The organism is Streptomyces galbus (assembly GCF_005280195.1).
Classification (GTDB): domain Bacteria; phylum Actinomycetota; class Actinomycetes; order Streptomycetales; family Streptomycetaceae; genus Streptomyces; species Streptomyces galbus.
Map to the genome: position 1 here is coordinate 155,196 of NZ_SZPR01000031.1, position 19,847 is coordinate 175,042.

Below are 19,847 nucleotides of genomic sequence, written 5' to 3' on the forward strand. Positions count from 1 at the left end.
GAGTGAGCGGAGCGATGCACCGAGGGGCGCGCGTCACGCCGCGTACCACCGCGAGTGCTCCGACGCGCCGCGTCCGGACCCGGCACCGGGACCGGTACAAATACAGAGAGTCACGTTCCGCGTCCGTTACGTAACCACCGGTGCGGCGGACCCGTTGGAGGGGGCATGGGCTTCACGATCGGCGGCATTCGCGAGATCCGCTCCGGCGCGCGCAGGCGCGCCCGTTCGTCCGAGTGCACGGTCGTCGCGGAGTACACCGGGCTGTGGGGCTGGGACGTGGTGCCGGGCGCCCGGGCCGCGGCCGGTGCCTGCTCCTGCGGCCGTCCCGACTGCGGCGCGCCCGGCGCGCACCCGCTGGACTTCGCCCCCACGCTCGCGGCGGGCGCGACCCTCGACGACGCCGCGAAGGTCTGGTCGGAGTTCCCGGGCGCCTCGGTGATGCTGCCCGTGGGACGCGCCTTCGACGTGATCGAGGTGGCCGAGGCGGCCGGGCGCCGCGCGCTGGTCCGGCTGGAGCGCATGGGCCTGCCGCTCGGCCCGGTCGTCGCCACCCCCGAGGGCCGCGCGCAGTTCCTCGTCGCGCCCGGCGCCGCCGCCGAGCTGACGGGCCTGCTCTACCGCATGGGCTGGGACGACCCGTCCTCCCTCGACCTGCGCGGCCTCGGCCCGGGTACGGCGATCACCGCGCCGCCCTCCGACCGCGGGGGCGCGGGCCCGGTCCACTGGCTGCGCCCGCCCGAGCTGGACACGGCCACCCGGCCTCCGGCGGCCCGGCTGCTGCTGGGCACGCTGGCGTACGTGGCCCACCGGTCGCGGGCGTAACCGGACGGCCCCTCCCCCGCGCCCGGCCCGCTGCGGCTTCCCGGCTTCCCGGCTTCCCGGCTTCCCGGCTTCCCGGTCAGGGCACACAGCGAAGCGCCCGTTCCCCAACTGCACCTTGGGGAGCGGGCGCTTCTTCGCGGTCACGAGCCGCCGGCGGGCCGAGCACCACGGCCGGGGCGGCGGCGGGGCTCAGTCGCCGATCAGGGCGTCGACGAACGCCGCGGGCTCGAACGGGGCGAGGTCGTCCGCGCCCTCGCCGAGGCCGATCAGCTTGACCGGGACGCCCAGCTCGCGCTGGACCGCGACGACGATGCCGCCCTTGGCGGTGCCGTCCAGCTTGGTCAGCACGATGCCGGTGATGTCGACGACCTCGGCGAAGACCCGCGCCTGGACCAGGCCGTTCTGCCCGGTGGTGGCGTCCAGGACCAGCAGGACCTCGTCGAGCGGGGCGTGCTTCTCGACGACGCGCTTGACCTTGCCGAGCTCGTCCATGAGCCCGGTCTTGGTGTGCAGCCGGCCGGCGGTGTCGATGAGGACCACGTCGACCCCCATCTCCTTGCCCTCCTTCACCGCGTCGAAGGCGACGGAGGCGGGGTCCCCGCCCTCCGGCCCGCGCACGGTGTAGGCGCCCACCCGCTCGCCCCAGGTCTGGAGCTGGTCGGCGGCGGCGGCCCGGAAGGTGTCGGCGGCGCCCAGGACGACCGTACGGCCGTCGGCGACGAGCACGCGCGCGAGCTTGCCGGTGGTGGTGGTCTTGCCGGTGCCGTTGACGCCGACGACCATCACGATGCCGGGCTTGCGGTCGGCGGGCTCCGTCTTCACGGTGCGGTCGAGGTCGGGGCCGACCAGCGTGATGAGCTCCTCGCGCAGCAGGCCGCGCAGCTCTTCGGGGGTGCGGGTGCCGAGCACCCGGACGCGCTCGCGCAGGCGCTCCACCAGCTCCTGGGTGGGCAGCACGCCGACGTCGGCGGTCAGCAGCGTGTCCTCGATCTCCTCCCAGGTGTCCTCGTCCAGGTGCTCGCGCGAGAGCAGCGTGAGCAGGCCCTTGCCGAGGGCGTTCTGCGAGCGGGACAGACGGGCGCGCAGCCGGACCAGACGGCCGGCCGTGGGCTCCGGGATCTCGATGACCGGAGCCTCGACGACGGGCGGTTCCTCGACCGCTGTCCCGGTGGCGGCGCCGCCGTCGGGAAGATCCACCTCCTCGATCGTGCGGCGCGCTTCGTCGCGCGGCGTCTCGGCCTCGTCGCCGACGTGCGGCTCGGCCGGGGGCGCGGTGATGTCGGGAGCGGTGGGCGGCGGCGGGGGCAGCGGCTTCTTGCGGCGACTGCCGACGACGAGCCCGCCGAGCGCGCCGATCACGACCACGGCGATGACTACAGCAAGGATGACGATGTCCATAACCCGTCCAGTATGCGCGACCCCTGTCGCCCGGAGCCGCCGCCCGCGCACCGTGGGCACGGCGCCGTGCGCACACCGCCGCCCCCGGTCCCGGCGGGGGCCGGGGCGGGGGCGGCGGACGGTACGAGGAGAGGGGCAGCGGGGACTTGGCCGCTCTCCTCGAGCTCAAGCGGGCGGGTCAGCCCATCTCCTCCAGCGCCTTGCCCTTCGTCTCCTTGACGAACTTCAGGACGAACGGGATGGAGAGCGCCGCGAACACCGTGTAGATCACGTAGGTGCCGGACAGGTTCCAGTCGGCCAGCGACGGGAAGCTCGCGGTGATGGCCCAGTTGGCGATCCACTGCGCGGCGGCGGCGACGCCGAGGGCGGCGGCGCGGATCCGGTTGGGGAACATCTCGCCGAGGAAGACCCAGACGACGACACCCCAGGACAGGGCGAAGAAGAGGACGAAGATGTGGGCGGCGATCAGGGCGACCCAGCCCTGGGTGGCCGGGAGCTTGCCGTCGACGAGGTGGTAGGAGAACGCCCAGGCCTCCAGGCCGAGGCCGATCACCATGCCGACCGAGCCGATGAGGGCGAGCGGCTTGCGGCCGACGCGGTCCACGAAGATCATCGCGATCACGGTGCCGATGATGTTGATGATCGACGTCGTGAAGGAGTAGAAGAACGAGTCCGTCGGGTCGACGCCGACCGACTGCCACAGCGTCGAGGAGTAGTAGAACGCGACGTTGATGCCGACGAACTGCTGGAAGACCGACAGTCCGATACCGACCCAGACGATCGGCTTGAAGAAGAAGGAGCCGCCGAGCAGGTCCTTGAAGGTCGACTTGTGCTCGCTCTTCATGGCGTGCTCGATCTCGTCGATCCGGGCGTCGAAGTCGACGTCCTTGCCCTCGACCTCCTCCAGGATCTCGCGGGCGCGCTGGCGCTTGCCCACGGAGATCAGGAAGCGGGGGGACTCCGGGATGGCGAAGGAGAGCAGGCCGTAGAGGACGGCCGGGATCACCATGACGCCGAGCATGACCTGCCAGGCCTCCAGGCCCATCAGCTCGCCGCGCTGGTCGCCGCCGGCGGCGTTGAGCAGGCCCCAGTTGACCAGCTGGGAGATGGCGATGCCGACGACGATCGCGGCCTGCTGGAAGGAGCCGAGCCGGCCGCGGTAGGCGGGCGGGGCGACCTCGGCGATGTAGGCCGGGCCGATCACCGACGCCATGCCGATGGCGAAGCCGCCCACGATGCGCCAGAAGGCGAGGTCCCACAGCGCGAAGGGCAGCGCCGAGCCGACGGCGCTGATGGTGAACAGCACGGCGGCGATCTGCATGCAGCGGATGCGGCCGATGCGGTCCGCGATCCGGCCGGCGGTCGCCGCACCGATGGCACAGCCGATCAGCGCGATGGCGATGACCTGGGCCAGGGCCGCGGAGCCGATGTCGTAGCGGTCGCGGATGGCCTCGACGGCGCCGTTGATGACGGAGCTGTCGTAGCCGAAGAGGAAACCGCCCATGGCGGCCGCCGCCGCGATGAAGATGACATGCCCGAGATGATCGGGATGAGCCGTCCTGGCTCCTGGCTGAGGTGCCTGCGCTGTGCTGGTCACGTGTTCTCCTCGGGCCGCGGCAACGCTGCCGCTGGGGGGCGAGCCCTTCCAGGTCAAACCTGAAGGTAAAAGCAACGTTGCAGAGCCTATGCCTTCATCTCTCGAAGTCAAGAGACGCTGAATGTGAGGTAACAGGCACTGGAAGGAGCCACTGTGTTCATTTCTTGAATGAGTGAAGGGGGTGGGCCATGAGGCGGACCGCGCGGGTCCGGACAGGGCTCCGACAGTGACCAAGTGCCCGGGATGGGCGGCGGCTAACTAACGGAGCCGCTGGCTGATGACCTTCGAGACGCCGTCGCCCTGCATGGACACGCCGTACAGCGCGTCGGCGACCTCCATCGTCCGCTTCTGGTGCGTGATCACGATGAGCTGCGAGGACTCCTGGAGCTCCTGCATGATCCGGATCAGCCGCTGGAGGTTGGTGTCGTCGAGGGCGGCCTCGACCTCGTCCATCACGTAGAACGGGCTGGGCCGGGCCTTGAAGATCGACACCAGCAGGGCGACCGCGGTCAGCGACCGCTCGCCGCCGGAGAGCAGGCTCAGCCGCTTGACCTTCTTCCCCGGCGGGCGCGCCTCGACGTCCACGCCGGTGGTCAGCATGTTGTCCGGGTCGGTCAGCACCAGCCGGCCCTCGCCACCGGGGAACAGCCGGCCGAACACGCCCTCGAACTCCCGGGCGGTGTCCCGGTAGGCCTCGGTGAAGACCTGCTCGACGCGCTCGTCGACCTCCTTCACCACCTGCAGCAGGTCGGCGCGCGTCTTCTTCAGGTCCTCGAGCTGCTCGCTGAGAAACTGGTGGCGCTCCTCCAGCGCCGCGAACTCCTCCAGCGCCAGCGGGTTGACCTTGCCGAGCTGCTGGTACGCCCGCTCGGCGGCGCGCAGCCGCTTCTCCTGCTCGGCCCGCACGAACGGGCGGGGCTGGTGGCGGGGGTGCCCGGGGTCCTCGGGCAGCTCCTCGCCCTCGGCGGGCGGCGACGGCGGCACGAGCTGGTGGGGGCCGTACTCGGAGACGAGCCCCGCGGGCTCGACGCCCAGCTCCTCCAGGGCGCGGGTCTCGAGCTGCTCGATCCTCAGCCGCTTCTCCGCGCCCAGCACCTCACCGCGGTGCACCGAGTCGGTGAGCTTGTCCAGCTCGGCCTTCAGGTCCCGGCCGGCGGTGCGGGCGGCGGCCAGCTCCTGCTCGCGGCGCGCCTTGGCGGCCTCGGCGGCGGCCCGCTCGCGCTCGGCGCGGGCGAGGGACACCTCCACGTGCGCGAGGAGCTGCCGGGCGCCGGAGGCGACGGCCCCCGCGACGGCCGCCTCGTGGCGCAGCCGCGCCCGGCGCTGCTCGGCCCGCGCGCGTGCCTCGCGTTCGGCGCGGGCGGCCCGGTCGAGGGAGTCCGCCCGGCCGGCCAGCCCCTTGACGCGTTCCTCGTGCGTACGGACCTGGAGGCGCGCCTCCATCTCGGTCTGGCGGGCGTTGGCGCCGTCGGCGGCGAGCCGGTCGCGCACCGAGGTGTCGGGCTCCTCCTCGACCGGCATCTCCTCGGCCACGGCGAGCCGTTCGGCCAGCTCCTCGACCTCTTCCAGCGCCCGGTCCAGCGCCTCCTGCGCCCGTGCGGCGGCGGCCGCGGACCGCTCGGCCTCACCGGCGGCGCCGCGCGCCTGCCCGGCGAGCCGGCCGAGCTGCTGGGCGACGGAGGACTTCTCCCGGTCGGCGGCCCGGCGCCGCTCCCCCAGCTCCTCGACGAGCGCGGCGGCCTCCCGGCGCCGCTCGGCCGCGGCTTGCTGGGCGGTGGTCAGCTCCTCGCACCGCACGGCCAGTTCGTCCAGTTCGGCGGCGGCCTCGTCGACCGACGCCTGCACCTCCAGCAGGCTCGGCGCCCCCGCGGACCCGCCGTGCGCGAAGTGCGCCCCGAGCAGGTCGCCCTCGGCGGTCACGGCGGTGAGGTCGGGCCGCGCGTGGACGAGGTCCTCGGCGTCCTCGAGGGTGCCGACGACGACGATCCCGCGCAGCAGGCGCCGTACGGCGGGCATCAGCTCGGCGGGGCCCCGCACGAGTCCGGCGGCCGGCCGGGCGCCGTCGGGCACCTGCTCCGCCAGGCCGGTCCGCGCTGGTTCCTCCGGAGCGCCGGTCAGGAGGAGGGTGGCGCGGCCCGCGTCCTCCTTGCGCAGGAGGCGGATGGCCTCGGCGGCCGCGCCCGGGCTGGTCACGGCGAGGGCGTCGGCCGCCGCGCCGAAGGCGGCCGCCAGGGCGGCCTCGTGCCCGGGGGCCACGCTCAGCAGCTCGGCGGCCGGGCCGAGCAGTCCGGTGAGGCGGTCGCGGGCGCCGAGCAGCGCGCCGGAGCCGTCCTTGCGTCGCAGGCCCAGGGCCAGGGCCTCGTGCCGGGCCTGGGTCGCCGCGCGCCTGCGTTCGGCCGCCGTGACCGCCTCGCGGGCGGCCGTCAGCGCGGCCTCGGCCCCGGCCAGCCGCCGCTTGGCGTCCTCGTGGCCGTCCGCCAGTTCCGCGTCGCCCGCGTCGAGGCCGTCGACCTCGGCCTGCAGGGCCTCGTACTCCTCTTGGGCGCGGGCGGCACGCTCCTGCGCCTCGTCCCGGGCGGCGGCCAGCCGCTCGATCTCGGCCTGCGCGGAGGCGGCGCGGGAGCGGGCCGCGCTGACCTGCCCGCCGAGGCGGGCCAGTCCTTCGCGGCGGTCGGCGAGGGCACGGGCCGCGTCTTTCAGGCGCCGCTCCTCGGCGGCGAGAGCGCCCTCCAGTTCGGCGCGGTGGGCGACCGTGTCGTCCAGCGCCCGCTGCGCCGCCTCCAGGGCGGCCTCCAGCTCGGCCTCCTGCTCCCGGACGCGGGCGGCCTCGCGCTCCATGTCCTCGGGGTCGCGGCCGCGCCGTTCCTCGGGCGGGGCGGAGGTGGCGCTCTTCACGCGCGCGTCGGCCAGGGAGATCGTGCCGCGCACGCGCTCGGCGAGCTGGGACAGCTCGTACCAGGTCTGCTGGGCGCGCTGCAGCCGGGGCGTGAGCCGGCGCACCTCGTCCTCCAGCAGCGCCTCGCGCTGGAGCGCCCTGCGCAGCTCCTGCTCGGCGGCCTCCTTGCGCTCCTTGAGGGCGGCCTCGTCGGCCACCTCGGCCTGCAGCGCCTCGCGCAGCCGGACGAGGTCGTCGGCGAGCAGGCGCAGGCGGGCGTCGCGCAGGTCGGCCTGGATGACGGCCGCCCTGCGGGCCACCGCGGCCTGGCGGCCCAGCGGCTTGAGCTGGCGGCGCAGCTCGTCGGTGAGGTCCTGCACGCGCGCGAGGTTGGCCTGCATCGCGTCCAGCTTGCGCAGCGCCTTCTCCTTGCGCCGGCGGTGCTTGAGGACGCCGGCCGCCTCCTCGATGAAGGCGCGGCGGCCCATGGGGTCGGCGTGCAGGACGGAGTCGAGCTGGCCCTGGCCGACGATGACGTGCATCTCGCGGCCGATGCCGGAGTCGGAGAGCAGTTCCTGGATGTCCAGCAGGCGGCAGGTGTCGCCGTTGATCTGGTACTCGCTGCCGCCGTTGCGGAACATGATCCGCGTGATGGTGACCTCGGCGTACTCGATGGGCAGCGCGCCGTCGGAGTTGTCGATGGTCAGGGACACCTCGGCGCGGCCCAGCGGGGGGCGGCCGGTGGTGCCGGCGAAGATGACGTCCTCCATCTTGCCGCCGCGCAGCGACTTGGCGCCCTGCTCGCCCATGACCCAGCTCAGCGCGTCCACGACGTTGGACTTGCCCGAGCCGTTGGGCCCGACGACGCAGGTGATCCCCGGCTCGAACCGGAGCGTGGTCGCCGACGCGAACGACTTGAAGCCGCGGAGGGTCAGGGCCTTGAGGTGCACGCCGCCGGACTCTACCTCCCGGGGGTGTCTCACTCCATGAACCCGCGGTTTCACGCGTGAACGCGCAGGGCACACCCTTCGTTAACGAAGCTGAAGGGTGTGTGGAGCAGCGAAGTCCGGCGGGGGTGCGGCGGACGGCTCGAAGCGGAGACGGGGGCAGAAAGAAGGGACGCCGAAGCGTCCCTTGCAACTCTGACAACGAAGCGGTCCGACGCGGTTGATGACGGACATCCCAACCGCTGCGTGTGCTGTTGTGGAGCGGGTGCAGCGATCAGGTGAGCGCAGGCTCCGCCTGGTGTGCGTCGATGCTCTGCACGATCCTGTCGTGAGAAGCGGCAGCCTGCAGGGCGTCCTTCTCCGCCTGGATCCGTCCGAGCTCGGATTCCAGGTCCTGGACGCGCTGCTGCAGCCGTCGCATCTCGGCGAGGAGTCGAGGGTCGGAGCCGCCGACGTAACCGAGAAGCGCCTTTGCCATGATGGATGGTCCTCCACAATGAGTGACCGACCGAAGCGGTGTGGGTCGTGAGGGATATGCACCCGCGATGCCTGGCAGGACCGTGTTGCTGCTGCCGTTCATCCATGCCAAACAGCTGGGTGCGCGGGGTGCTTTCAGCGTCTCACCAAAAAGTTTGACGGTCAACACGATCACACCCCGTATTGGCGGGCGACCCGGCGTGCGCGGCCTGGAACGGCGGCGTGACGACTGCTGCGGGCCCCTCGGGGCGTGGCGATCATCCTGGCGTGCACGGTCCGGCGGCGCAAGCCTTTCTCGGCATCCACCTGCTCCTTTTCCCGGAGTCGGGCGTGCGCGCAGGGTGTCCGGGGGCGGGTGCGGCGCGGGCCGGGCGGCGGGCTCAGCGGATGGCGAAGCCGTCGTAGCCGCCGCGGGGTGTGTCCCAGATCTCGGTGACGCCGTCCACGCGCCCGGGCGTGTCGTCACCCTGGAGCCAGGCCAGCAGGCCCTCGCAGCCCTCGCGCGGCCCCTCCGCGACCACCTGGACGCGGCCGTCGGCCAGATTGAGAGCAAAACCACTCAGTCCGCCGATCTCCAGCGCCTTGGCCCGCGTGAACCAGCGGAAACCCACTCCTTGGACCCGTCCGCGCACCCAGGCGACCAGCCGTGCATCCTCGCTCATGGCTGCAACCTAACCGGCCGATGTCACGCGCGACACATCCTCCCCGGGCGTCATGCGGTACCGTCCCCACCCAATGAATCTCATATGAAACTCACTCGATCGAGTGGGTCTGGTCGGCCATGAGGAGTCATTGACCGGAGGAGTCACTGACCGAGGGGCTCGGGTCGCCAGCAGGGACGAGGAAGGCCAGGACATGGGACGCCACCGACGCTCCGACGCCGGCCGCGCCGCCACGGGCCGCGCCACGGGGGTCACACAGCCGAAGGGCCCGTTCACGCGGAGCCACTCCCGGGGGGACTCGTACGGGAGCGAGGGCCCCACGCCGGGCATCGCGCCCTACCTGAACCCGGAGGCGTACGCCGAGGAGTACGCCAAGAGCCACGAGTACCTGTACGCCACGGACGACAGCCGCGGTGAGGGGTACGGCGACGGCCCGCAGACCGCGGTGCTCGCGGGCGACGGGTTCGGCGGCGGTGACGGCGGGCGCGCGACCGGCGGCCACGGCGACGACGGCTTCACGCCCGACCGCGGGGCCGGCCGCGGGCACCGCCGCAGGAAGCGGGCCGCGACACCGGTGAAGACCGGTCTGCTCGGCGTGTCCGCCGCGGTGGCCCTCGGCACGGTGGCCGTGGCCACCGGTGTGGTACCGGGTCTGGAGAACTACCAGCTCGGCGGGGGCACCAGCACCGGGGACAAGGTGCAGGCGGGCGGTGCGCCGACCAACTCGGCCTCCGAGCAGGGCGGCACGTCGGGCGCCGCCACCGAGGGCCGCGCCTCCGCGCCGACCAGCCGGGGTGGCGCGGGCCGCTCGGTCTCGCCGTCCGCCTCCGCGTCGGCCCCGGCCTCGGCGTCGGCCTCGCCGTCCGCGTCGCCCTCCGGGACGGCGTCCCGCGAGCCGTCGGCGACGCCGTCGGCCAAGGAGCCGAAGCAGCCGGCGACGACTCCGTCCAGGACGGCCTCCAAGGCGCCGCAGCGGACCAGCGCCCCGGTCACCGTCTCGGCCGAGGCACAGGCCGCGGCCCAGGTGCTGAACCTCGTCAACGAGGAGCGGGCCAAGGTCGGGTGCAGCCCGGTGGCCGCGAACAGCGCGCTGGCCGACCTCGCGGCGCGGTTCAGCGACGACATGGCGGCCCGCGGCTTCTTCGACCACACGGACCCGGACGGCAAGACGCCGTGGGACCGCGCCTCGGCGGCCGGGATATCCGACCTGGGCGGCGAGAACATAGCGCGCGGCCAGGCCGACGCGGCCGCCGTCATGGAGGCCTGGATGAACAGTCCCGGCCACCGCGCCAACATACTGAACTGCGACTTCAAGACCCTCGGAGTGGGCGTCCACATGGGCCCGGGCGGCCCGTGGTGGACCCAGGACTTCGGTTACTGAGACAACCGCAGGTCAGGTCTTTCACGGCAGGGTGATCCTGGTGGCCGGGTACTGCTCCGGGTGACGGGTCCTCGCGAAGGCGGCGGGTTCCACCGGTTCGGCATCGGCCTGCATGCGGTTCCTTCCAGGAGGCGCAGTCCTCCGGTTGTTTCTGACGCGATGGCAGTCACGACGACCGGTCAAGAGCGGCAGCCTTTCCAACCGTTTCCGATGGCTTGAACGCGAGGCTCCGCCCTGGCCATTTCCTTATTCCCTTGAACCGGTCCGCACGGTCGGGTAGATTTATGCACCGTGCCTTCGGTCACGCAACAGCGGGCTCCGAGTCGCACAAATAGGAATGGGGATTCGTGGCTATCATTTCATGGCGAAACGTGTCGGGTTTCGCGGCGGCAACTGCCGGGGCGCTCGCCCTTTCCGCCAGTCCAGCCTCTGCTGCGCCCACCTGGCAGCCCTGGGTGGCCCCTGCGAATTACCAGTGCGGGAACACGACGACGCACAGCGCTTCGGTGAACATCAAGATGCAGACATGCATCATCAAGAACCCTTCCAGCAACTACTTCCAAGCCGTCGCCATCGTGGTGAACAATGCGTCGGTCAGCGTGAACCTCGAAGCGGCGGTGTTCCAGAATCCCAACACCACCAGCTCTGTTTATGACATCTGCCCCAATAAGGCCATCGCACCCAATACACGCGTGGCCTGCTTCGGTCGCACCATAGCCAATTCTGCGCCAGTGAAGGCGGACAGCTACATCACGCTGAACACCAATTACGGCGCATTCACCGATACGGCCACGTACAGGTGATCAGGACCGCGGTGCTCGAATAACCGTGGACCATGTGTGATCCGGACGCCTGACCCGAGCACCGGGGGTCAGGCGTCCGTCGCGTCTCCGGCGGCCTCGGTCCCGCCCTCGCCCTCGTCGTCCTCCTCCGGACCCAAGGGCCTCATCGCCGTGGCGCAGGAGCCGCTCCGCACCAGCCCGTCCCACATGCGTCTCCCCCGTCGTCGCCCGGCCGGTCGCCCGGCGTGGTGCGGCGGGCGGCCCCGACGGACCGTAACGGGCCGCGGCCGTTCCCGCGACGCGGTCTTTCTAGGCCGCCGCCCCGGCACGGAAGGCGGCTGCGGTACGGGCGACGCGGTGGCCGAGGTGTTCCGCCGTGGCGATGTCGGCCTTGTGGACGGCCTCCAGGCCCTCGTCGACGTTGGTCTGGGCGGCCGCGCCGGCGAAGACGCCGAGGCGGTTGAGGTCGTTCTCGGAGCCCTCGCTGCTGTTCCAGCCGGGGTGCAGGCCGAGGTTCACCCAGTGCATGCCGTGCTGGGCGGCGAGGATCTGGAAGAACTGCAGGGTGTGCAGCTTGTCCCCGCTCTTGGAACCGGAGTTGGTGAAGCCGGCCGCCAGCTTGTCCTTCCAGTCCTGGCCGGACCAGCGCTTGGCGGTCGCCTCGGCGAAGACGTGGAAGGCGCCGGAGGCGGTGCCCATGTAGGTGGGTGAGCCGAACACGATGGCGTCCGAGGCGTCCAGCAGCGCCCACTGCTCCTCGGTGATCCCGTCCACCTTGATCAGGTGCACCTCGGCGCCGGCCTCGGCGGCACCGGCCCGCACGGCCTCGGCGAGGACGGCGGTGTGGCCGTAGCCGGAGTGGTAGGCGATGGAGACAACAGGGGTCGTCATGGGGAAGCTCCTCACAGCGCAGCTCAACAGCGATGACGAAAGGAAAGCACTAACTTTTAGAAAGTGCAACCTGTCGGTTAGCGCTGCTTTCGCGTAGGCTGGGGCCATGGACGGCATTCAGGAGCGCACGGCGGAGCAGGACCTCCCGTACAACGTGTTCGCCAAGGCCTGCCCCTCGCGCGGCACGCTGGAGCACGTCACGGGCCGCTGGGGCGGACTCACCCTCGGCGCGCTGCACGAAGGCCCGCTGCGCTTCAACGAGCTGCGTCGCCGCGTCGACGGCGTGAGCGAGAAGATGCTGTCCCAGACGCTCCACGCGCTGGAGCGCGACGGGCTGGTGCACCGCGAGGCCCAGCCGACCAACCCGCCCCGCGTGGACTACGAGCTGACGCCCCTCGGCCGTGAGGTCGCCGAGCGGCTGCTGTCGCTCATCCACTTCGTGGAGGGCCGGATGGACGACGTCCTCGCCGCCCGCGAGCACTACGACACGGCGCGCGGCGCCCTCTGACACGTCGGGCAGAAGTAGCTCGACCGGTTCATCCACGGCCGCCGGCGCATCGGCGTACCGCACCGCTTGCACGGCAGCCCCTCGCGCCCGTAGGCGTCCAGGGAGCGGTCGAAGTAGCCCGACTCGCCATTGACGTTGACGTAGAGGCTGTCGAAGCTGGTGCCGCCCACGGCGAGGGCGGCCGCCATGACCTCGCGGACGTGGCCGAGGAGTTCGGCGGTGCGCGGCCGGGTGAGGGTCCCGGTGGGGCGGTCGTAGTGCAGGCGGGAGCGCCACAGCGCCTCGTCCGCGTAGATGTTGCCGACGCCGCTGATCAGCGACTGGTCCAGCAGCGCCCGCTTGATCGTGGTGCGCTTGCGGCGCAGCGCCCGGTGGAACGCCTCGTCGTCGAAGAGCGGGTCGAGGGGGTCGCGGGCGATGTGCGCGATGACGTCGGGCAGCCCGTCGGGGGTGGTGTCGTGCAGCGACAGCCCGCCGAAGGTGCGCTGGTCGACGAAGCGCAGCTCGGTGCCCTGCTCGTCGGCGAAGCGGACCCGGATGCGCAGGTGCTTCTCGTCCGGAGCCGTGTGCGGCTGGACGAGAAGCTGACCGCTCATGCCCAGGTGTGCGAGGACCGCCTGGGGCGTGTCCTCCAGCGGCAGCCACAGGTACTTGCCGCGCCGGCTGGGCGTGCCCACGCGGTGGCCCGCGAGGCGGTGCGCGAAGTCGTCGGCGCCGAGCACGTGGCGCCGTACGGCACGGGGGTGCAGCACCTCGGCCGCGGCGACGGTCCGGTGGGCGACCCACCGCTCCAGTCCCCGCCGTACGACCTCGACCTCGGGCAACTCGGGCATGGGATCCCCCGTGGACTACCGGTGTACGAGCCGGGCGCCCCGCCCCGGCGGAGGGCCGGGGGCGGGACGCCCGGTTCGCTGCTGATGTGCTGCTGCTCGCTGTGGTGCTGCAGTGGTACCGCTGTGGTCAGGCGGAGGCCGGTTCCTCGTCGGCGTCGGCGGTGTCAGCGGTGTCGACGGGCTGTGCCGCCCTCGCCGCCTCCGCCGCCTTGGCGCGTTCGTCCGCGGCCGCGCGGATCGCCCGCCAGGCGGACTCCGCGGCCTGCTGCTCCGCCTCCTTCTTGCTGCGGCCGGTGCCGGTGCCGTACGAGACGCCTCCGACGCGGGCGGCAGCAGTGAAGGTCTTCTCGTGGTCGGGTCCGGTCTCCGTGACCAGGTACTCGGGCACGCCGAGCCCCTCGGTCGCGGTGAGCTCCTGGAGGCTGGTCTTCCAGTCCAGGCCGGCACCGAGGTTGGAGGACTTCTCGATCAGCGGGTCGAACAGGCGGTGCACCAGTTCGGAGGCCGCGTCGAGGCCCTGGTCGAGATAGACCGCGCCGATCACCGCTTCGAGGGTGTCGGCGAGGATGGATGCCTTGTCCCGTCCGCCCGTGCCTTCTTCACCGCGGCCGAGCCGGATGAAGGACCCCAGGTCGAGTCCGCGACCGACCTCCGCCAGCGCACGCGAGTTGACCACCGCGGCCCGCAGCTTGGCCAGCTGGCCTTCGGGCAGGTCGGGGTGGGTGCGGTACAGCGTGTCCGTCACGACGAGGCCGAGCACGGAGTCCCCGAGGAACTCCAGCCGCTCGTTCGTCGGCAGACCGCCGTTCTCGTACGCGTAGGAACGGTGGGTCAGCGCTCGCACCAGAAGGGCGGACTCGACGTGGTAGCCGAGCCGCCCTTCCAGAAGCGTGTGGGACGAGGCCGTGTCCGCCTTCTTCCTGGCGACTGAATCCGCCTTGGCGTCAGACATGAAGCCTCTCACCAGCCGCTCAGACCTCGAGGACCTGGCGCTTGTTGTAGGTGCCGCACGACGGGCACGCGATGTGCTGCTGCTTGGGCTCGTGGCAGCGCTCGCACGCGACCAGGGTGGGGACCGCAGCCTTCCACTGCGACCGGCGGTGGCGCGTGTTGCTGCGCGACATCTTCCGCTTCGGAACAGCCACGGCTACTTCTCCTGCTTCTCGTCGACGCGCGCTGATCGAGTCGCGTCGCCGCTCATCTCGTCCTTCTCGCCGTCCGACATGGTGCCGGCGAGTCCCTGCAAAGCCGCCCAACGGATGTCGACGGCGTCGTGGTGGTGGTCCGGGTCGTCCGCGAGCCGCGCTCCGCACTCGGAGCACAGACCAGGGCAGTCTTCCTGGCACACCGGCTGCATCGGCAGTGCGAGCACCACCGCATCACGCAGCAGAGGCTCGAGGTCGAAGAGTCCGTCCTCGAGGTAGAACCTGTCCTCGTCGTCCTCGGCGTCGTCGCCCGGTTCCGCGATCACACGGCCCCGGTCGTCGGCGTCAGGGTACGAGAACAGTTCCTGGAAGTCCGCTTCGACGTCGAGCTGAAGCGGCTCCAGACACCTTACGCACTCCCCCTCGGCCCGTGCACGGGCGGTGCCTGTGACGAGCACCCCTTCCATGACCGACTCGAGGCGCAGGTCGAGCTCCACCGGGGCGCCTTCCGGCACTCCGACGACACCCTGGATACCGAGGTCCCTGGGGGCGTCCACCGTGCGGGTCAGGCGCTGCTGCGCACCAGGACGCCGCCCCAGCTCGTGCGTGTCGAACACGAGGGGGTTGCGGTGGTCGAGGCGGGCGTTCAGGGCCGTTCCTGCTTTCGTGTGCGGAGGTCTGGGAACGCTGCCCGGCGGTGGCCGAGGGCAGCGCGGATCGCGAAGGTGGGCGCGACCGAAGGGCCAGGATACTGGAGCTTTCGCCCAGGACCCAATCCGGTGCCCCGGGCCCCCGCCCCACGGGGCCCGGCACCCGTCCGCTACTGGCCGCGGCCCTGCTCGTAGGCGCGGAGCTGCTCGGCGCTGATCATGCCGGTGTCGAACAGGCTCGTCTCGTCCAGCGCGTACGACTGCTGCGCGTGCTCCTGCTGCCGGCCCTGCTGCTGCTCGTGCTGCTGGTGCTGGTGGTCGTAGGCGGGGTGCTGGGGGTCGTAGCCCTGGTAGGCGTACGGGTCGGCCTGCTGGTAGCCGTAGGGGTCCTGCTGGCCGGCGTAGGTCTGCTGCTGCGGGTAGCCGTAGGGGTCCGGCTGCTGCTGGTAGGCGTACGCGCCCTGCTGGTCGTACGACGACTGCTGCGCCTGCTGCTGCTCGGCCGGGGCGTCCTGCTCCGCGAGGGCGGCCAGGTCGGCGAGGTAGTCGGCGTCCGAGGAGTGCTGGTAGGTCGTGGTGTCGTCGGCGAGGGCGCCGAGGTCGTCGGTGGCGATCCGGCCGTGCAGCTTCTGCCGGCCGCGGCCCACCGCGTCCAGGGTCTTGGCGAGGACCGCCTCGAAGGCGCCCAGCTTGGCGTCCACGTACGCGTCGGCGTCGCGGCGCAGGGTCTCGGGGTCGTGGCTGCGCTCGGGGGCGTCCTCGTCCTCGTAGCCGTTCTCGTCGGTGCCGGGGCCGGTGCCCAGGAGCTTCTCGCGGCCGCGGCCGACCGAGCCGAGGGTCTTGGTGAGGACGACCTCGAAGTTGGCGAGCTTGGAGTCGACGTATTCGTCGGCCTCGGCGCGGATCTCCTCGGCCTCCTGGCGGGCCTCGGCGAGGATCCGGTCGGCCTCGGCCTGGGAGCGGCGGGCGACCTCGGTGTCGGAGATCAGCGAGCCGCGCTCGGCGTGGGCGTGGGAGATGATCCGCTCGGCCTCCTGGCGGGCCTGCTCCACCATCTGCTCGCGGTCGCCGATCAGTTCCCGGGCCTGGGCGAGGGAGTCGGGCAGCGCCGCGCGCACCTCCTCCAGCAGGGAGAGCAGTTCGGCGCGGTTGACCACGCACGAGGCCGACATCGGCATCGACCGGGCGCTGGAGACCGCCGCCACGATCTCGTCGAGCTTCTTCTGTACGTCCACCGGGGGCTCGCCACTCTCTACAGCTGTGATGGAGACGGACGGGACGACTGTAGCCCCATCAGTGCGCGTGCAGGCGCTCGTTGAGCGCGGTCAGGACGGCCGGCGGTACCAGGTGGGAGACGTCGCCGCCCCAGGTCGCCACCTCCTTGACCAGCGAGGAGGACAGGAAGCTGTAGGTGGGGTTGGTGGGCACGAACAGGGTTTCGACGCCGGAGAGGCCGTTGTTCATCTGGGCCATCTGGAGCTCGTAGTCGAAGTCGCTGACCGCCCGGAGTCCCTTGACGATGGCGGGGATGTCCCGCTCCTTGCAGTAGTCGACGAGGAGGCCGTGGAAGGACTCCACGACCACGTTGCCGTACTCGGCGGTGACCTCGCGTATCAGGCCGATCCGCTCGTCGATCTCGAACAGGCCCTTCTTGGACTTGTTGATCATCACCGCGACGTAGACCTCGTCGTAGAGGCGCGAGGCGCGGGAGATGATGTCGAGGTGACCGTTGGTGATCGGGTCGAACGACCCGGGACAGACGGCGCGGCGCACTGGAGTTCCCTCGCTCTCGGGTCCGGTCATCGTGCGTCTTCGCACGAGGAGGCGGCGCGACCGTACCAAAACGTTCCCTCGCCGTAGCGACGGGACCGGAGCGCTGCGAAGCCGTCCGGCCAGCGGAATTCGCCACCTCGGGTGCTGCGCTCCACGGTGACGAGCGCGTCGGCCGTGAGCCAGCCTTCCGAGCGGAGTGTGAGGAGGATCTCCCGAAGATCGTCGTCGGTGACGGCGTACGGGGGATCGAGGAAGACCAGGTCGTACGGTGCGGCGGGGGGCGCCGCTCGGATGACCTGCTCGGCCTTGCCCGCGCGGACCTCGGCACCGGGCAGGCCCAGCGCGCGCACGTTCTCCCGCACCGTGCGGGCGGCACGGGCGTCGGCCTCCACGAGCAGGGTGTGGCCCGCGCCCCGGGACAGCGCCTCCAGGCCCACGGCGCCGGAGCCGGCGTACAGGTCGAGGACGCGCTCGCCGTCCAGGGGGCCGCCCAGCAGGGACTGCCAGGTGGAGAAGAGACCCTCGCGCGCGCGGTCGGAGGTGGGGCGGGTGCCGTTCCCCGGGGGGACGGCCAGTCGACGGCCGCCGGCGGTGCCGGCGATCACGCGGGTCATCTTGCTTCCTCGGTGGTGGGCGGCCGGGGGATCCCTGCCTGGGTCGGCTGTGGGTTCCAGTGTGGCCGGTGACGCGGTGGCCCGCGTCCCCGGGGAGGTCGCGGGGGTGGCTCGGGGAGGAGCCCCTCATCCCTCCTCGGCCCTCCTCGCTCCTTCTCGCTCCTTCTCGCTTCTTCTCACCCTTTCTCCAGGTACTGCTCCCTCTCCTCGTCCAGGAGGGCGTCCAGCGCGGTGCGCAGGCCCGGGAGGCCGGTGAGGTCCGGGTCGGCCGCGACCAGGGCCGTCGCCTCCTGGCGCGCCTCCGCGATGATCTCCTCGTCCTCGATGACCTCCAGGACCCGCAGCGAGGAGCGGGCACCGGACTGGGCCTGGCCGAGGACGTCGCCCTCACGCCGCTGTTCGAGGTCGATGCGGGACAGCTCGAAGCCGTCGAGGGTGGCGGCGACCGCGTTCAGCCGCTGGCGGGCCGGGCTCGCCTCCGGCATCTCGGTGACGAGGAGGCACACGCCGGGGGCCGCGCCGCGGCCGACGCGGCCGCGCAACTGGTGGAGCTGGGAGACGCCGAAGCGGTCGGCGTCCATGATCACCATGGCGGTGGCGTTCGGGACGTTGACGCCGACCTCGATGACGGTGGTGGCGACCAGCACGTCGGCGTCGCCCGCGGCGAAGCGGCGCATCACGGCGTCCTTGTCGTCGGGTGCCATGCGGCCGTGCAGCACCTCGACGCGCAGGCCCTGCAGCGGGCCCTTGGCGAGCTGGTCGGCGACGTCCAGGACGGCCAGCGGGGGCCGCTTCTCGGCGTCGTCCTCCGCGGGCCTGCGCTTGCCGGTGGCCTCCTCCTCGTCGCCGATGCGGGGGCACACCACGTACGCCTGGTGGCCGGCCGCCACCTCCTCGCGCACCCGCTCCCAGGCGCGGGCCAGGAAGTGGGGCTTGTCGGCGGCGGGGACGACGTGGCTGGAGATGGGCGAACGGCCGGCCGGGAGCTGGTCCAGGACCGAGGTCTCCAGGTCCCCGAAGACCGTCATGGCGACCGTGCGCGGGATGGGCGTGGCCGTCATCACGAGCAGGTGCGGGGGCTGCTTGCCCTTGCCGCGCAGGGCGTCGCGCTGCTCGACGCCGAAGCGGTGCTGCTCGTCGACGACGACCAGGCCCAGGTCGTGGAACTGCACCTTGTCCTCGATCAGCGCGTGCGTGCCGATGACGACGCCGGCCTCGCCGGTGACGAGGTCCAGCAGGGCCTGGCGGCGGGCGGCCGCGCCCATCGACCCGGTGAGCAGCACGACCTTGGTGGCGTGCTCGGACCCGCCGAGCATCCCGCCCTCGGCGAGCTCGCCCATCATCTCGGTGACCGAGCGATGGTGCTGCTGGGCCAGGACCTCGGTCGGCGCGAGCAGGGCGGCCTGCCCGCCCGCGTCGACGACGGCGAGCATGGCCCGCAGCGCGACCATGGTCTTCCCGCTGCCGACCTCGCCCTGCAGCAGCCGGTGCATCGGGTGGTCGGTGGCCAGGTCGTCGAAGATCTCCCGGGAGACCCGCCGCTGGCCGTCGGTGAGGGTGAACGGCAGCCGGTCGTCGAACGCGGCCAGCAGGCCGTCGGGGCGGGGGACGCGCGGGACGGCGGGGAGCTGGGCGTCGGTGTGCCGACGGCGGGCCAGGGCGACCTGGAGGACGAACGCCTCGTCCCACTTCAGGCGGGCGCGGGCGTCGGCGACGTCGGCCTTGGTCTGCGGGCGGTGGATCTTGACCAGGGCCTCGGGCAGGGAGACCAGGCCGCGGCCCTCGCGCAGTGCCTCCGGCAGCGGGTCGAGCGCCTCCTGGACGCCGGGCAGCACCGTCTGCACGGCCTTGCCGATCTTCCAGGACTCCAGCTTGGCGGTGGCCGGGTAGAGCGGGATCAGGGCGCCCGCCCAGCTCTCCACCGCCTCCCCCGGCTCGTCGGGGTCCCCGCGCAGCAGTTCGTAGGCGGGGTGGGCGAGTTGCAGGCGGCGGTTGAAGACGGAGACCTTGCCGGCGAACATAGCGCGGGTGCCCGGCAGGAGCTCCTTGTGGGGCTTGTGCACGCCGTTGCCGAAGAAGACGAGCTGGAGGCGGCCGCTGCCGTCCGTGATGGTGACCTCCAGGCGCTGCCCCTTGCCGCGGGGCGCCCGGGCGGAGGCGAAGGTGTGCAGGCGGGCGTCGGCCACCTGGGCGACCACGGTCACGTGCTCGTCCATGGGCAGGTCGGCGAGGTGGGTGAGCTGGCCGCGCTCCTCGTACCGGCGCGGGTAGTGGTGGAGGAGGTCGCCGACGGTGTGCAGGCCGAGGTGCTCGGCCATCACCTTCGCGGTGGCGGCGCCGAGCACGTTCTTCAGGGGTCGTTCCAGTGCGGGCACGAGATCCATTGCACACCACCGCGCTGACATCGCCGTATACGTGTCTCGAAACCCCTGGTCAGGCGCGTCGTTCGGGACTTAGGATGACGCGCTCCGGCCATCCCCCGCGGTCACCGC

18 protein-coding genes are annotated in these 19,847 nt (G+C 72.1%); 4 read left to right on the forward strand and 14 right to left on the reverse strand.

From position 1 onward, the window contains the following. Positions 1–165: 165 nt before the first annotated feature. Positions 166–822: a bifunctional DNA primase/polymerase gene (locus E4U92_RS31350; protein ID WP_137303816.1), complete on the forward strand. Its 657-nt coding sequence runs from the start codon at positions 166–168 to the stop codon at positions 820–822. 189 nt (positions 823–1,011) lie between these two features. On the opposite strand, the gene ftsY is transcribed toward E4U92_RS31350, so the two are convergent. The 5 genes from ftsY to E4U92_RS31375 all read right to left on the reverse strand — a co-directional run bounded on the left by ftsY (position 1,012) and on the right by E4U92_RS31375 (position 8,778). Beyond that, entirely contained in the window at positions 1,012–2,220 is a 1,209-nt protein-coding gene (ftsY, locus tag E4U92_RS31355; RefSeq protein WP_137303817.1) for a signal recognition particle-docking protein FtsY, read from the reverse strand. Between the two features lie 178 nt (positions 2,221–2,398). Next, positions 2,399–3,817 carry a sugar porter family MFS transporter gene (locus E4U92_RS31360; protein WP_137303818.1) on the reverse strand — a complete coding sequence of 473 codons (1,419 nt, stop codon included), beginning with the start codon at positions 3,815–3,817 and terminating at the stop codon, positions 2,399–2,401. 258 nt (positions 3,818–4,075) lie between these two features. Next, positions 4,076–7,642 carry a chromosome segregation protein SMC gene (gene smc / locus E4U92_RS31365; protein WP_137303819.1) on the reverse strand — a complete coding sequence of 1,189 codons (3,567 nt, stop codon included), beginning with the start codon at positions 7,640–7,642 and terminating at the stop codon, positions 4,076–4,078. Between the two features lie 271 nt (positions 7,643–7,913). Beyond that, positions 7,914–8,117 carry a hypothetical protein gene (locus tag E4U92_RS31370; RefSeq protein ID WP_067239026.1) on the reverse strand — a complete coding sequence of 68 codons (204 nt, stop codon included), beginning with the start codon at positions 8,115–8,117 and terminating at the stop codon, positions 7,914–7,916. A 379-nt stretch (positions 8,118–8,496) separates the two neighbouring features. Then, complete coding sequence (locus tag E4U92_RS31375; protein WP_137303820.1) at positions 8,497–8,778, reverse strand: acylphosphatase; 282 nt, start codon at positions 8,776–8,778, stop codon at positions 8,497–8,499. 193 nt (positions 8,779–8,971) lie between these two features. Between E4U92_RS31375 and E4U92_RS31380 the strand changes: the two genes are divergently transcribed. Together E4U92_RS31380 and E4U92_RS31385 are read left to right on the forward strand one after the other, a co-directional pair. Next, positions 8,972–10,159, forward strand: coding sequence for a CAP domain-containing protein (locus E4U92_RS31380; protein ID WP_137303821.1), 1,188 nt, complete (start codon positions 8,972–8,974; stop codon positions 10,157–10,159). A 347-nt stretch (positions 10,160–10,506) separates the two neighbouring features. Next, positions 10,507–10,962 (forward strand): hypothetical protein, encoded by a 456-nt coding sequence (locus tag E4U92_RS31385; RefSeq protein WP_137303822.1) that lies wholly within the window; start codon positions 10,507–10,509, stop codon positions 10,960–10,962. A gap of 288 nt (positions 10,963–11,250) precedes the next feature. Here E4U92_RS31385 and E4U92_RS31390 read toward each other — a convergent pair whose 3' ends face one another. Then, the gene (locus tag E4U92_RS31390; RefSeq protein WP_137303823.1) at positions 11,251–11,832 is read right to left on the reverse strand and encodes a flavodoxin family protein; all 582 of its coding nucleotides are present in this window, start codon (positions 11,830–11,832) and stop codon (positions 11,251–11,253) included. A 106-nt stretch (positions 11,833–11,938) separates the two neighbouring features. On the opposite strand from E4U92_RS31390, the gene E4U92_RS31395 reads away from it, so the two are divergent. Next, complete coding sequence (locus E4U92_RS31395; RefSeq protein ID WP_137303824.1) at positions 11,939–12,340, forward strand: winged helix-turn-helix transcriptional regulator; 402 nt, start codon at positions 11,939–11,941, stop codon at positions 12,338–12,340. Here E4U92_RS31395 and mutM read toward each other — a convergent pair. From mutM to recG, 8 genes are all read right to left on the reverse strand, one after another. Continuing rightward, positions 12,313–13,173 carry a bifunctional DNA-formamidopyrimidine glycosylase/DNA-(apurinic or apyrimidinic site) lyase gene (gene mutM / locus E4U92_RS31400; protein ID WP_137303825.1) on the reverse strand — a complete coding sequence of 287 codons (861 nt, stop codon included), beginning with the start codon at positions 13,171–13,173 and terminating at the stop codon, positions 12,313–12,315. The two genes, E4U92_RS31395 and mutM, sit on opposite strands and share 28 nt — an antisense overlap. Positions 13,174–13,300: 127 nt before the next feature. After that, a complete protein-coding gene (gene rnc, locus E4U92_RS31405; RefSeq protein ID WP_137303826.1) occupies positions 13,301–14,125 on the reverse strand; it encodes a ribonuclease III in 825 nt (274 codons plus the stop codon). Between the two features lie 19 nt (positions 14,126–14,144). Continuing rightward, positions 14,145–14,318, reverse strand: coding sequence for a 50S ribosomal protein L32 (rpmF, locus tag E4U92_RS31410; protein ID WP_003951102.1), 174 nt, complete (start codon positions 14,316–14,318; stop codon positions 14,145–14,147). A 2-nt stretch (positions 14,319–14,320) separates the two neighbouring features. Continuing rightward, a complete protein-coding gene (locus E4U92_RS31415) occupies positions 14,321–14,968 on the reverse strand; it encodes a YceD family protein (RefSeq protein WP_137303951.1) in 648 nt (215 codons plus the stop codon). Positions 14,969–15,138: 170 nt separating this feature from the next. Beyond that, on the reverse strand, positions 15,139–16,203 hold the full coding sequence (locus E4U92_RS31420) for an ATP synthase F0 subunit B (RefSeq protein ID WP_137303827.1): 1,065 nt from the start codon (positions 16,201–16,203) through the stop codon (positions 15,139–15,141). A gap of 58 nt (positions 16,204–16,261) precedes the next feature. After that, positions 16,262–16,771 (reverse strand): pantetheine-phosphate adenylyltransferase, encoded by a 510-nt coding sequence (coaD, locus tag E4U92_RS31425; protein ID WP_137303828.1) that lies wholly within the window; start codon positions 16,769–16,771, stop codon positions 16,262–16,264. Continuing rightward, positions 16,768–17,415, reverse strand: a complete 648-nt coding sequence (rsmD, locus tag E4U92_RS31430) for a 16S rRNA (guanine(966)-N(2))-methyltransferase RsmD (RefSeq protein ID WP_268253538.1) — start codon at positions 17,413–17,415, stop codon at positions 16,768–16,770. The genes coaD and rsmD overlap by 4 nt, the downstream gene beginning before the upstream one ends. Before the next feature lie 116 nt (positions 17,416–17,531). After that, positions 17,532–19,739: an ATP-dependent DNA helicase RecG gene (recG, locus tag E4U92_RS31435; RefSeq protein WP_137303830.1), complete on the reverse strand. Its 2,208-nt coding sequence runs from the start codon at positions 19,737–19,739 to the stop codon at positions 17,532–17,534. Positions 19,740–19,847 lie beyond the last annotated feature (108 nt).